Here is a 12468-nt window from a genome sequence, read left to right as displayed (position 1 = left end):
TCCGAAAAGTTCACAAATGTTCTCAAAAAGTTCTTTACCGACTCGGGTAAATATGAGAACAAAAGGTCAACAAAGGATTAAAACTCTGACCGGAGGTGACCCTATGCTGACCCAGATCAAGACCGCTTTCAGCCGCGCGCAATCGACCATCTTTCAGGATGCAGTTGGCGTGATGTCCTTGGTCGTGATCCTGATGGTGGCCCTTCACTTACCGGTTGGTTTCTAAGCCTTTCTGCCTGCGATCTCGTGCCGAAAAACCGCGCTGTCATCCCCATTTCAGTCAAGGGTGACCTGCCTGTCCCAAACCCCTTGAGGGGCCATGCCTCGGCCCCGCGCGGTGAACCGGACCCCGCACGAGACACGCAATGCCTGCCGCCGCCCTTTCGCCCGGAAGGTGCGGCGGTTTTTTTATAGCTGGCCGGTTTTGAAAATCTCAAGCAACGCGGAGAGGACGGAATTGACCGCAACCGAGGCCAGGATCATTCCCATGATACGGCTAATGATCGCCGCACCTGAATGACCGATCAGGCGAATGATCGGCTCCGCCAGAAGCATCAGAACAAAAGCAACCAACAGTACGGACAGCATGACCAAGGCAGTGATCCCCTGGTCCGTTGCACTGTACCGGTGGTTATCAGTTAGGATCACGACGGCCAGCATCGCCCCGGGTGAGGCCAGTGAGGGCACGGCGAGGGGAAAGATCGCCGGATTTTGCTTGTGATACTTGTCTTCCTGATCTTCTTCAGCTTGCCGCTGCTCAATCTCTTGTTTGCTTTCGCCGAAGATCATGGTCAGCGCAAAAAGGAACAGGATGATGCCGCCTGCCACCTGAAAGGAATTCAGGCCTATATCCAGCGCCTCGATCAGCAATTGTCCGAAAACCAGGAAGAACAGAAGAACCCCGGCACTGATGAGCGACGCCAACAAAGCCGTTTTGCGTCGAGATGCTGCGGTGAGGCCTGCGGTGACAGCGATAAATACAGGAATTGTTCCAATCGGGTCGATGACGACCCAAAGCGTCACGAAATGTTCAAGCAAATTGTTCAAACCCACCCCTCCTAAAATCTTAGCGGAAGGTAAACGGGTTTACCTCAAATAGCTACAATCAGGCGCAGTGCGCCTGTTCCGCCTGCGCCATGGCTTCGGCCGTGGCGTCCAACACCAGCAGGATCGAGGCGTGCCGGTTCTTGTAGTCCCTTGCAGGCATCAGAACCTCAAGGCCGTCAAAGGGCGCATCCGGGGCAGGTCCGTCTTTCTTGAGCATGGCGGTTAGTTGGCCGCGCGCAGCTTCGATTTGAGCGCGGGTCGCGCCAATGATAGCATCCCCGACAACCGCCGCCGAGGCTTGACCCAAGGCGCAGGCTTTGACGTCCTGACCAAAGGCACTGACACGGCCGTCTTGAACCTTCACATCCACCGTCACGGTCGAACCGCACAGCGGCGAGCGTTTCTTGACCGTCGCGTCCGGGCTGTCCAGACGGTCCAGATGCGGAATATCCGCCGCCAGCGCCAGAATGCGCCCAGAGTACAACTTGATCAGATCGTTCTCGCCGCTCATGGCTTTCCCTCGTCGTGTGTTCCTCATACATAGTGGTCACCCCACCGGATGCAAAAGGTTTTTCGAGATGACTGATACCGTCGTGTTTGATCCAGCGACCCTGAAATACAATGACGCCGGCCTGATCCCGGCCATTGCGCAGGACGATGTGTCAGGCGAGGTTCTGATGATGGCTTGGATGAATGCCCAGGCTGTTGAAAAGACACTGGAAACGGGCAGGGTGACCTATTGGTCGCGGTCGCGTCAATCTTTCTGGATCAAGGGCGAAACCTCGGGGCATGTGCAGGAGTTGGTGGATTTTCGGATCGATTGTGATCGGGATTGCCTGCTGGTTCTGGTGCGTCAGACCGGGGCCGCCTGCCACACCAATCGCCGAACCTGTTTCTACACAGCTGTTCGTGATGGGAACGAGACAGAACTGATGGCTCCTATGGAGTAAGAGTGCCAGATCAAAGCCCGACCAGGCGCCGAATATCTGCAGGGCTGGCCCCTTCAGCGCGATATTTCGAGATCGCGCGCGCATCGTCGCGCTTGGCCAATCGTTTGCCTGCATCATCACGGACCAGATCGTGGTGAAAATACGCGGGCGTTGGCAAGTCCAGCAGCGCTTGAAGCAGAACATGAATGCGGGTGGCTTCGAACAAATCCTGACCTCGGACCACCTGCGTGATTAATTGCGCGGCGTCGTCAAGGACAACGGACAAATGGTAAGACGTACCCATGTCTCGACGGGACAGAACAACATCGCCGACGGTTGCTTCCAACTCATCAGGGGTGAAGGCTATCGTTCCGGTTTCCCCGTCAGGCCCTGAACAAAGTTCGGTGAATTGAAACCTGCAACTGTCGTGAATCGCTTGGCAAGCTTTGGAAATGTCCAGCCGCACTGCTTCGTGTTTTGGACGAGGGTGCTGGGTTAAGTCTTTGTCTGCATGCAATTTTCGACAAGTTCCGGGATAGATTATTCCGTCCGGCCCGTGCAGCGGTGCGCCTTCCTGCGGAGCGCTGGCTGCAGCGGCAATATCTTTGCGGTTACAGGTGCAGGGATACAGAAAGCCCTGCGCCCAGAGGTGATTCAGGGCATCGTCGTAGACGGCCATGCGATCCGACTGGCGCATTACCGGACGTGGCCAATTCACGCCCAGCCAAGCCAGATCATCATAGATCTGATCCTCCCAATGCTGTCGCGAACGCGATTGGTCGATATCCTCGATCCGCAGCAGGAATTGACCACATTCAGCTGTGGCCATGTCGCTGGCTATCATCGCGGAATACGCGTGTCCCAGATGAAGTGGCCCGGTTGGGGAAGGCGCGAAGCGCGTTTTAAAAGTCACGCTTTTTCTAAAACATACACATCAGAGTTAAGGTTGATTCCAGGCAAATGTGGCCCATGTTCACGAAATAGCAAACGTGCGGCCCCCATGTCGACCCAATCGGTGATGCGGCATGTGAATGTGTGATCTGCCAGCGCGTGATCATTCAAAGACAACGCAAACAGTCCTCCTTTGGGTAAAGCGTGCATCAAAACGTCGAATGTCTCTGGCGGCGCTGCACCCTGACCGATGGCACCGATGGCCGTGATAACTGAATAGGCATCACGCTTGAGTGGAGCAGGCTTGGTGATATCAAAGCCGGTCAGCGTTTTGTAAACACCTTTAGCCTTTGCTTCTTCCAGCATTTTGGGCGTGGGGTCCATGCCATCGATAACTTCAAACCCGACTGCGCGCAAAGCCTGACCGGAAAGTCCGGTTCCACATCCAAAATCCAGAATCCGAGTTTCAGGGTGAGGGTGGACAGACCACAAAGCCGCCGCTACGCGACCGGGGGTGACGTACCCGTGATCTTCGACCTCTTCATCATAGGTCGCAGCCCAGTTCTTGTAATGCGATTCAGTCTCTTGTGGCGTGCCGAGGTTGTAGGTGCTGTCTAGGAACTTGTCGGTCATAACTGCATGCTAAGCCGAGACCACATTGTGCGTCCAGTCAGCAATGCTCCAACCAGGTGCTCCATTCCGACTTGGCACGGTCCGTATAGGCTTTGTATCGGTCCTTCCGGCCGCGCCGCCCACCTTTCAGGCCGTCTACCGGTCGAAATAAGCCAAAGTTCACATTCATTGGCTGAAATGTCTTGGCCTCGGCCCCGCCCGTGATGTGATGGATCAAGGCGCCCATAGCGCTGTCTTGTGGCAATTCCGGCAGGTCGCGGCCCAAGATTTCGGCGGCGGCCAGACGCCCGGCCAGCAACCCCATTGCGGCGCTTTCGACATAACCCTCAACACCTGTGATCTGCCCGGCAAACCGGATGTTGGGTTTCGATTTCAACCGCATCTGCGCATCAAGCAGCGTGGGCGAGTTGATGAAGGTGTTGCGGTGAATGCCGCCCAATCGTGCGAAACTTGCGTTCTCAAGACCGGGGATCATACGGAACACCTCGGTCTGGGCGCCGTATTTCATCTTGGTCTGGAACCCCACGATATTGAACAGTGTGCCCAATGCGTTGTCACGGCGCAGTTGCACCACGGCATGAGATTTCACGTCCGGCGCATGCGGATTGGTCAAGCCAACAGGTTTCATCGGACCATGGCGCAAGGTCTCACGCCCGCGTTCTGCCATAACTTCGATGGGCAGGCAGCCGTCAAAGTAGCCAGCTGTTTCCCCTTCGTGAAACTCGGCCTTGTCAGCGGCCAAAAGCGCGTCGATGAACGCCTCATACTGATCACGGTCCATCGGACAGTTCAGATAGGCTGTGCGCTCTTCTTCAGTCTCGCCCTTGTCATACCGCGACTGCATCCAAGCCTTCGACATATCGATGCTTTCGGCATAGACGATGGGGGCAATGGCATCAAAGAAGGCCAGCGCCTCGGCACCTGTTTCCGTACGGATCGCTTCACTCAGCGCAGGCGAGGTCAGAGGCCCGGTTGCAAAGATCCATTGGCCATCATCGGGCAGGGCGGTCACTTCTTCGTCCGTGACCGATATACGCGGATGGGCGCGGAGTTTTGCAGTGACGCTTGCGGCAAAGGGATCGCGATCCACCGCCAGAGCCCCTCCGGCGGGCAGGCGATGGGAATCAGCGGTTGTCATGATCAGCCCGTTGGCGGCCCGCATTTCCCAATGCAACAGGCCCACCGCGTTCTGTTCGTCATCATCCGACCGGAACGAGTTGGAGCACACCATTTCAGCCAGATTGCCGGTTTGATGGGCAAATGTGCCAACCGTGGGGCGCATTTCGTGGATCACCACGTCAACGCCCATTTCAGCCGCTTGCCACGCCGCCTCGGATCCGGCCATTCCGCCGCCTACAATATGCAAAACTTGTGTCATGCGCTGCCACATAGGGCAGACCACAATCGGGCGCAACTCAGCCAGCGCTGGTTTAGCTAAATTTAAAGGGGAATCTTGGGGTCGCCGCTGCGGGAATGTCAGCGCTGGTGAGAGAGACCAGCTGGAGGGACCTTCCGCCCACGACGACCCAAAAGTGTCCTGAGGCCTCAGCCTCGACCCAGCTTTGCCACAGAGTCGCCGTTTTGAAAAGTGCTAAAATCAAAACAGTGGCAAAAAATATGCAAAACAATTGCCTCATTGGGTCCAATTCGGAGGGCGTTTTTCAATAAAGGCGGAAATGCCTTCTTCTGTATCCCGGTGCAGCATATTCTGCGCCATTACGTCTCCGGTATAGGCATAGGCCTGATCCAAAGGCATCTGAAGCTGTTGATAAAACGCTTCTTTCCCGATTTTGACGGCGGCCCCAAGCTTCGAGGCAACCAGTTCGGCCAGCGTGTCGGCCTCATGTTCCAGCAACATTTCCGGGACGGCGCGATTGATCAGCCCAAGCTCTGCGGCGCGCTCGGCTGAGATGAATGTGCCAGTGGTCAGCATCTCAAAAGCCTGTTTTCTGGGTATATTGCGGCTCAGCGCAACCATGGGGGTCGAGCAAAACAGTCCGATATTCACGCCGTTCACACCAAATCGCGTGCCTTCGGCCGCAATGGCCATGTCGCAGGTCGCCACCAACTGGCACCCGGCGGCCGTGGCAATGCCATGGACCTGAGCTATCACGGGCTGGGGCAGGGATTGGATTGACATCATCATCCGGGCGCAGCGCGCAAACAGATCCTGGAAATAGGCTTTGCCTCCATCCTCGGATTGACGTCCGGCCGTCATCTGCTTCAGGTCATGCCCCGCGCAGAACGCTTTTCCAGCACCTGCCAGGATCACCGCGCGGATGGTTCTGTCATCGCGCAAGGCATCAAGTTCGGCCTGAAGCGCTTCCAGCATCTCTTCGCTCAGTGCGTTTAACCGCTCTGGGGCGTTCATTGTCAGCCGCGCAACTGCGCCTGTGTCGTTACGTTCCAGAATTGCCATCTTGCCCTCCGTTCCCAAGTTGGGCCAACTCTAGGTCGGGAAGAGCAGGAGGGAAAGTATGGCTTTGGCAATGAATCGGGATGAACTGTCGCAATACCTCAACGAGGTGTTCCCTCAGGTACATCAGGACTTTGTTGTCGAAGATCTGACGGAGGACACCATCACCATGCGTCTTGTGGTGCAGGAACGACATCTGCGCCCCGGCGGCACAGTGTCAGGGCCGTCCATGTTTGGTCTGGCGGATGTCAGTGTCTATGCGATGGTTTTGGCGCGAAAGGGGCGGCAATCCTTGGTGGTGACGACCAACAGTTCATTGGATTTTCTGCGCAAGCCAGCCGGGGGCGTCGACTTGATTGCAAACTGCCGATTGCTGAAGCTGGGCAGGACGCTGGCGGTTGGGGACGTCTTGATCTTTTCCGAAGGCGTGGATGGTCCGGTTGCACGTGCAACGATGACCTATTCTATTCCACCTGCAGGCTCTGCAGCGGCACAATTTGGATAAAAAAGGCCGGGGACAGGCCCCGGCCCAGGAAGAGGTCCCAAAACTGGGACTGGGGATTCCTTAAACCTGCCAGAAACAGCGCTTTACTTCGCGGTGTGCCTGGCGACGGGTCAGGCCGACATCCTGTAGCAGCCGGTCATCCAGATAGCCCAGGTTGACGCGGCTGCGCCGACGGCGCTCCCATTGAGTGACAGCCGCCGCAAACCGCACGGCCAGAGATGCGATCAGAGGCAGCCGAGGGCTGTCGTTCAGCAGCATAAGGGCGGGGTTGTGCATCGTGCGTGTCATCTTGGTATTCCTTTCAAATTGTATTGACACAAAGTAGCAATGTTCGGTACAAGAGTTTGATACATTCGACATTGTGTCAAAAGCAAAGGAAGAATTGTAATGGATACAATTTGGCCAGACACACTGCCAAAATCTAAGGGGCCAAAATACACCTTGGTCGCCGATACAATTCGAAAAGCCATCGAGAACAAAACGTTAGATATCGGAACCAAGCTGCCGCCCGTGCGTGAACTTGCTTTTCGGTTGCAGATCACACCGGGCACGGTTGCGCGAGCTTATACGATTCTGACGGATGAGGGCTTGCTACAAGCCGAGGTTGGACGTGGTACATTTGTCGCTCCTCCGAAATCTCCGATTCTGGACGATGTCTGGTCGCGGCAACTGCACCTCGCCGAGGCGCAAAACGCCAACCACGTCAGCTTGTTCAGCCCACGTTTGGTGGATATGGGGCAGGTTTCGCTGGTGCGCGAGTGTTTGCAGAAGGTGGCGCAGTCTGATCCGGCCTTGTTCATGAGTTATCCGACGCGCGACGCCTACAAACCCATGCGGCAGGTGGTTGTCGATTGGTTGTCGGATTTGCCACTGGGTCAATTGACGGATGACGACATTGTACTGACCCATGGGGGGCAGAACGGGTTGTGTCTTGTGTTTCAAAGCATCCTTCAGGGTCCAAAACCAGTCGTGCTGGTTGAAGATCTGTCTTATGCCGGGTTCCGTCGCGCGGGTGAACTGATGCGGGCTGAAGTGGTTGGTATTCGAATGGACAAGTGGGGCATTGATCCAACCGCCATGGAACATGTGCTGCGTCAGACACCAGCCCAGATCATCTGTGTCTCACCCGAGGTACAAAACCCCACCGCATTGCACACTCCTCTGGAACGGCGGAAAGAGGTGGTCGAGATTGCGCGACGTTTCGATGTGCAGATCGTCGAGGATGATTGCTACCGGATGGGCGATGCCAAGGAACCCAGCTTTCGTGCGCTTGCACCTGAACGGGGTTGGCATGTGTCTTCGATCTCCAAGATACTGACCCCGGCGTTACGGGTCGGGTTCGCAATCGCCCCGAAAGACCGCAGCGCAGATCTGCGCCGGTCGGCGGAATACGGTTATTTCGGGTTGGCGCAGCCATTGGCAGAATTAACGCGGCTTTTGTTGTCCGACCCTCGAACCCGGCAAATCGCCAAGGACGTGCGCATGAGGATGGGGGATTACGTTCGTGTGGCAGTGAATGCATTAGGTGGTTTTGATCTGAACTGGGCCCCGGATGTCCCCTTTGTCTGGCTGAATCTGCCGTCCGGCTGGCGTGCCGCGGCCTTTAGCCGTGCGGCAGAGCGTGAGGGGATTCAACTGCGTTCGGCAGATGAGTTCGCACTCCGTGATGGGCGCGCGCCCAACGCGGTGCGTATTGCAGTGAACGGGCATGTTTCGTTGCAACGGTTCGAGAACGCGATGGTGCGGCTGCGAAACCTGTTGGACAATCCACCTGAGCAAATCAGTGTCTGAAATTGGGGTAAAATAATACCTATTTTGTAAGTTGTTGTTTTGGCATGTGAAAAACTGATCTGCTGTGCTTGACCTGCGCGCAAGCACCCCATAGAACCCATCCATCGAATTCGGACCGCTCCGCTGGGGCGGTCTTTCACATCAAACAGGACTATCCTGCCATGAAAACCTTTTCTGCAACACCTGCAGACATCGACAAGAAATGGATCCTGATCGACGCCGAGGGCGTTGTTCTGGGCCGTCTTGCCTCGATCGTCGCCATGCGCCTGCGTGGCAAGCACAAAGCGTCGTTCACCCCGAACATGGACATGGGCGACAACGTCATCGTGATCAACGCTGACAAAATCCAGATGACCGGCAAGAAGCGCGAAGAAAACTTCTACTGGCACACTGGCCACCCGGGCGGCATCAAGTCGCGCACCAAGCAGCAGATCCTCGAGGGCAAGCACCCCGAGCGCGTCGTGACCCAGGCGGTCAAGCGCATGCTGCCGGGCAACCGCCTGTCGCGTCAGGTTATGACGAACCTGCGCGTCTACGCTGGTGCCGAGCATCCTCATGAGGCGCAAGCGCCCGAAGTTCTGGACGTTAAGTCCATGAACAAGAAAAACACCCGGAGCTAATGACCATGGCTGATCAGATCAATACTCTCGAAGAGCTGAGCGCCGTTGCAGGCGTTGAGGTTGTGGCCGAAGAAGTCATCGTGCGTGAACCCGTACGTGACGAACTGGGCCGTTCCTACGCAACCGGCAAGCGTAAAGACGCTGTCGCCCGCGTTTGGATCAAACCGGGCTCCGGCAAAGTCACCGTGAACGGCAAAGACCAGGACGTGTACTTCGCGCGCCCCGTTCTGCAGCTGATCCTGCGCCAGCCGTTTCAGGTTGCCGGCGTAGAAGGCGAGTTCGACGTTGTTGCAACCGTCAAAGGCGGTGGCCTGACCGGTCAGGCCGGTGCGGTAAAGCACGGCATCTCAAAAGCGCTACAACTGTACGATCCGAGCCTGCGTGGTGCTCTGAAAGCCGCAGGCTTCCTGACCCGCGACAGCCGGGTTGTGGAACGTAAGAAATTCGGTAAGCGCAAAGCCCGCCGTTCGTTCCAGTTCTCCAAGCGTTAATCGCCGGGAATATCCAAATAGAAAGGGCTCGCTCTCGCGAGCCCTTTTTCTTTGCGTCTACATTGGTTTATTCCTCGTAAACCAGCTTCCACGTTCCGTTTTCAACTACATTGACGAACACGGTATCCGCGCCTTGATGATCATCCGGTCCATAGGTGATGTGGTTGCCGACCAGATCGTCCTGATAGTCCAGCGATTCCATGGCTTCGATAAAGCTGTCATGAGTCAGGTCCGGGCCTGCGGCCTCAAGCGCTTTGACCATCATCTCGGCAGCAGAATAGCCCAGCATTGCGAACCCAACCGGATCTTCACCCGTGGCGGCCTTGTACTCTTCGATAAATGCGGCGGGTGCGGGCTCATCCGCGCGGGCCCACAGATCCTGCCATGAGGCAGCAGCATAGAAGCCTTCGGTCACGCCTCCGGGAACTTTCGCCACGACTGTGAGAAAACTGGCCGAGGTGCCCAGGAATTTCATATCCGTCAGGCCCATCTTCTTGGCTGTGCCAACTACGGTAATTGCCTGACGAACGCCCAGCGCCATCGTGACAATGTCACAGCCTTCTTCCTTGAGTTTGCTGAGTGAGCCCACGAAATCGGTCTCATCTGGTTTATGCGTGGTCTCGGATCCAAATGTGATCCCGGCCTCCTCCGCCCCGGCCTTGCTGCCTTCCAGAATTTCCTCGCCAAAATCGGTGGGCAGATACATTGTGCAAACGGTTTGCGATCCAAATTCACCCGAGAGGTATTTCACGCCCACGCGGGCTTGATCATAGTAAGTTGAGAACGAGGTGAACTTGTTGCGTATCGGCTCTTGCAACATCTGCCGCGCTGCCGTCAGAGGGGCGACGTTGGGAATGCCCTTCGGATCCAAAAGTTTGAACCCGGCCATGTTCATCGGTGTGCCCAGAGATTGCAGCATCGCGAAAACTTTGTCCCGGTTCAGCAGTTTGTTATAGCCCTGCATGGCACGCGGCATTTGATAGCCGTTGTCTTCAACAACAAAGCGGATTTGTCGGCCGTGCACGCCTCCGGCTGCATTGACACGGTCAAACACGACATTTGCGCCTTTGGTGGCAGGAACGCCAACAGCAGCGAATATGCCGCTTAGATCGTTGACCGACCCGATGACGATTTCATCATCGGTGACGCCTTGGGTTTGGGCCAAACCCATGGTCGCCGAGGCGGTCAAGGCCGTGGCGACAGCCAATAGTTTGAATGAATTTCTCATCTCTCTCCTCCCGAAATTCCTTTGATTAACTGTACATGTCTTCAATCAGATGTCCGTGCTTCTTTTCCACCAGCCCGCGTTTCAACTTCATCGTGGCGGTAAGTTCGTCGTCTTCGGCGGTCAAAAGTACGTCGATCAGCCGGAAATCCTTGATCTGCTCGACCCGTGCAAATTCACCGTTCACGGCTGTAACCTCGGCACCGATCAGATCGCGGATCTCGGGCGCGGCACATAGCGAGGCGAAGTTCGAAAACGGGATTTTGCGGTCCTGGGCAAACTTCTCGACATTCTCCTGATCGATCATGATCAGGGCCGTCAGGTATTTGCGCCTGTCACCGATCAGGATCGCGTCAGAAATATAATGACTGAACTTCAACCGGCTTTCGATCTCAGCCGGGGTGATGTTCTTACCGCCTGCTGTGATGATGATGTCTTTCATACGGCCCGTGATGGTGACGTAGCCATCCTTGTCGATATGCCCCATATCCCCTGTGCGCAGCCAACCGTCTGCTGTAAAAGTCTCGGCCGTTTTGACGTTGTTGCGCCAATATCCCTGAAAAATGTTCATGCCTTTCAGCTGGATTTCACCGTCGTCTGAGATGCGAATGTCGCAGCCTTCAACGACCTTACCGATGGTCCCGATCCTGTTGCTTTCAACGGTATTGAGCGTGGCAAGCCCCGAGGTTTCAGTCATCCCAAAACCTTCGACCAAAGGCACACCGATGGCCCAGTACCATTTCAACAGGTCAGTCGAAATCGGTGCAGCGCCGGTCCCGCCCCGACGTAGCTTGTCCATTCCCAACATGCGGCGCAGGTTCTTCAGGACCAGTTGATCCCATGCCCAGAATTGGGCGGTGATACTGGCAGGAACAGGTTTTCCTGCCGCTACGTAATCGGCGCGACGCGCGCCAGCTTTCAATGCCATACCAAAGGCCGCGCGCCCCAATGGTGTGGCCTCCTGCGTCAGGATCTGCACATGCGCATAAATCTTTTCCCACACGCGCGGCACAGCGGTGAAGGTCGAGGGCGAGACCTCTTGCAGATTAGAAAAGACGGTCTCCGGGCTTTCTGCGAAGTTCACCGTGCAGCGCGCCGCCAGCGGAAAATAGACCGACACGTCCCGTTCCAGAATATGACAGAGCGGCAAGAAGCAAAGCTGCTCATCGCTGGCAAGAACCGGCAAGGCTCGCGCGCCGGATTCGATGGCGGCCAGGATATTTTCGTGACTCAGCATCGCGCCCTTGGGCTGCCCGGTGGTGCCCGAGGTATAGACAAGTAGGGCGGTATCCTGCGGTTTCCCCAGTGCGATTTCGGCCTCGAACCGACCGGGATCGGTGGCTTCGACCTGCTGGCCAAGCGCGTAGAGGTCGCCGATCATCATGCCGCGCGGGTGTTTGAGGTCGTGCAGACCTTCGTCTTCCAGAATGATCACCTTGATCAGATCGGGAAGCTCAGTCTCAATTTCCAGAAACTTGTCCAGATGTTCTTCATCTTCGACGATCAGGAATTTGCTGCCGCTGTCATTGATCAGGTATTGCAGCTGACTGGCGGAGTCGGTGGTGTAAACGCCCGAGGCTATCCCTCCGACACCCTGAATACCCATGTCGAACCAGGCCCATTCCTTGCGGTCCTCGGACAGGATCGAGACCACATCGCCGCGTTCCAGCCCCAGTTTGCGCAACGCCAAACCGATCCATTTGGCGTGTTGCCAGTAATCGGCCCAGGTATAGGATTTCCAGATGCCCAGGTCTTTTTCCCGATGCGCGGTGCGGTCGCCCAACTCGGCACAACGGTGTTGAAACAATTCGCTGATGGTGATGCAGCCATCGACCCTTAGCGGCCGCTGACCCGTCGTTGCGTTAAAGTGCACTCCGTTGATTGTGGTTTGCGGGGGCAGGGGGGTGGCGTCCATCCGTC

General features: G+C 56.3%; 15 protein-coding genes. 6 read left to right on the top strand and 9 right to left on the bottom strand.

Annotated features, from left to right (window positions below; translation table 11 throughout):
- The first annotated feature begins 103 nt into the window (after window positions 1-103).
- Window positions 104-226 carry a hypothetical protein gene (locus AC2FLD_RS01295; protein ID WP_256364009.1) on the top strand — a complete coding sequence of 41 codons (123 nt, stop codon included), beginning with the start codon at window positions 104-106 and terminating at the stop codon, window positions 224-226.
- A gap of 182 nt (window positions 227-408) precedes the next feature.
- On the opposite strand, the gene AC2FLD_RS01290 is transcribed toward AC2FLD_RS01295, so the two are convergent.
- Both AC2FLD_RS01290 and AC2FLD_RS01285 read right to left on the bottom strand, forming a co-directional pair.
- Window positions 409-1047, bottom strand: a complete 639-nt coding sequence (locus AC2FLD_RS01290; RefSeq protein ID WP_050602409.1) for a MarC family protein — start codon at window positions 1045-1047, stop codon at window positions 409-411.
- A gap of 58 nt (window positions 1048-1105) precedes the next feature.
- The gene (locus AC2FLD_RS01285) at window positions 1106-1558 is read right to left on the bottom strand and encodes an iron-sulfur cluster assembly scaffold protein (RefSeq protein WP_496669849.1); all 453 of its coding nucleotides are present in this window, start codon (window positions 1556-1558) and stop codon (window positions 1106-1108) included.
- Between the two features lie 67 nt (window positions 1559-1625).
- On the opposite strand from AC2FLD_RS01285, the gene hisI reads away from it, so the two are divergent.
- Window positions 1626-1997: a phosphoribosyl-AMP cyclohydrolase gene (gene hisI / locus AC2FLD_RS01280; protein WP_050602411.1), complete on the top strand. Its 372-nt coding sequence runs from the start codon at window positions 1626-1628 to the stop codon at window positions 1995-1997.
- A 10-nt stretch (window positions 1998-2007) separates the two neighbouring features.
- Here hisI and gluQRS read toward each other — a convergent pair whose 3' ends face one another.
- The 4 genes from gluQRS to AC2FLD_RS01260 all read right to left on the bottom strand — a co-directional run bounded on the left by gluQRS (window position 2008) and on the right by AC2FLD_RS01260 (window position 5919).
- The gene (gluQRS, locus tag AC2FLD_RS01275) at window positions 2008-2889 is read right to left on the bottom strand and encodes a tRNA glutamyl-Q(34) synthetase GluQRS (protein WP_496669851.1); all 882 of its coding nucleotides are present in this window, start codon (window positions 2887-2889) and stop codon (window positions 2008-2010) included.
- Complete coding sequence (locus AC2FLD_RS01270) at window positions 2886-3500, bottom strand: class I SAM-dependent DNA methyltransferase (protein ID WP_496669853.1); 615 nt, start codon at window positions 3498-3500, stop codon at window positions 2886-2888. Before AC2FLD_RS01270 ends, gluQRS begins: the two co-directional genes overlap by 4 nt.
- Before the next feature lie 37 nt (window positions 3501-3537).
- A complete protein-coding gene (gene trmFO, locus AC2FLD_RS01265; protein ID WP_496669855.1) occupies window positions 3538-4878 on the bottom strand; it encodes a methylenetetrahydrofolate--tRNA-(uracil(54)-C(5))-methyltransferase (FADH(2)-oxidizing) TrmFO in 1341 nt (446 codons plus the stop codon).
- A 255-nt stretch (window positions 4879-5133) separates the two neighbouring features.
- Complete coding sequence (locus AC2FLD_RS01260) at window positions 5134-5919, bottom strand: enoyl-CoA hydratase (RefSeq protein ID WP_496669857.1); 786 nt, start codon at window positions 5917-5919, stop codon at window positions 5134-5136.
- A gap of 58 nt (window positions 5920-5977) precedes the next feature.
- Between AC2FLD_RS01260 and AC2FLD_RS01255 the strand changes: the two genes are divergently transcribed.
- A complete protein-coding gene (locus tag AC2FLD_RS01255) occupies window positions 5978-6421 on the top strand; it encodes a PaaI family thioesterase (protein WP_496669859.1) in 444 nt (147 codons plus the stop codon).
- Window positions 6422-6481: 60 nt separating this feature from the next.
- On the opposite strand, the gene AC2FLD_RS01250 is transcribed toward AC2FLD_RS01255, so the two are convergent.
- Window positions 6482-6709 (bottom strand): DUF1127 domain-containing protein, encoded by a 228-nt coding sequence (locus AC2FLD_RS01250; protein ID WP_050602417.1) that lies wholly within the window; start codon window positions 6707-6709, stop codon window positions 6482-6484.
- Between the two features lie 99 nt (window positions 6710-6808).
- On the opposite strand from AC2FLD_RS01250, the gene AC2FLD_RS01245 reads away from it, so the two are divergent.
- From AC2FLD_RS01245 to rpsI, 3 genes are all read left to right on the top strand, one after another.
- Window positions 6809-8212: an aminotransferase-like domain-containing protein gene (locus AC2FLD_RS01245; protein ID WP_496669861.1), complete on the top strand. Its 1404-nt coding sequence runs from the start codon at window positions 6809-6811 to the stop codon at window positions 8210-8212.
- Between the two features lie 161 nt (window positions 8213-8373).
- Entirely contained in the window at window positions 8374-8832 is a 459-nt protein-coding gene (gene rplM, locus AC2FLD_RS01240) for a 50S ribosomal protein L13 (protein WP_050602419.1), read from the top strand.
- A gap of 5 nt (window positions 8833-8837) precedes the next feature.
- Window positions 8838-9323 carry a 30S ribosomal protein S9 gene (gene rpsI, locus AC2FLD_RS01235; RefSeq protein ID WP_050602574.1) on the top strand — a complete coding sequence of 162 codons (486 nt, stop codon included), beginning with the start codon at window positions 8838-8840 and terminating at the stop codon, window positions 9321-9323.
- 67 nt (window positions 9324-9390) lie between these two features.
- On the opposite strand, the gene AC2FLD_RS01230 is transcribed toward rpsI, so the two are convergent.
- Both AC2FLD_RS01230 and AC2FLD_RS01225 read right to left on the bottom strand, forming a co-directional pair.
- A complete protein-coding gene (locus AC2FLD_RS01230) occupies window positions 9391-10551 on the bottom strand; it encodes an ABC transporter substrate-binding protein (RefSeq protein ID WP_496669863.1) in 1161 nt (386 codons plus the stop codon).
- 25 nt (window positions 10552-10576) lie between these two features.
- Window positions 10577-12463: an AMP-dependent synthetase/ligase gene (locus tag AC2FLD_RS01225; RefSeq protein WP_496669865.1), complete on the bottom strand. Its 1887-nt coding sequence runs from the start codon at window positions 12461-12463 to the stop codon at window positions 10577-10579.
- Window positions 12464-12468: the final 5 nt, after the last annotated feature.

Source organism: Ruegeria sp. CDSA021 (assembly GCF_059612325.1).
Note: the sequence above shows the minus strand (reverse complement) of the source record. Positions and strands in the feature narration are given on the sequence as shown.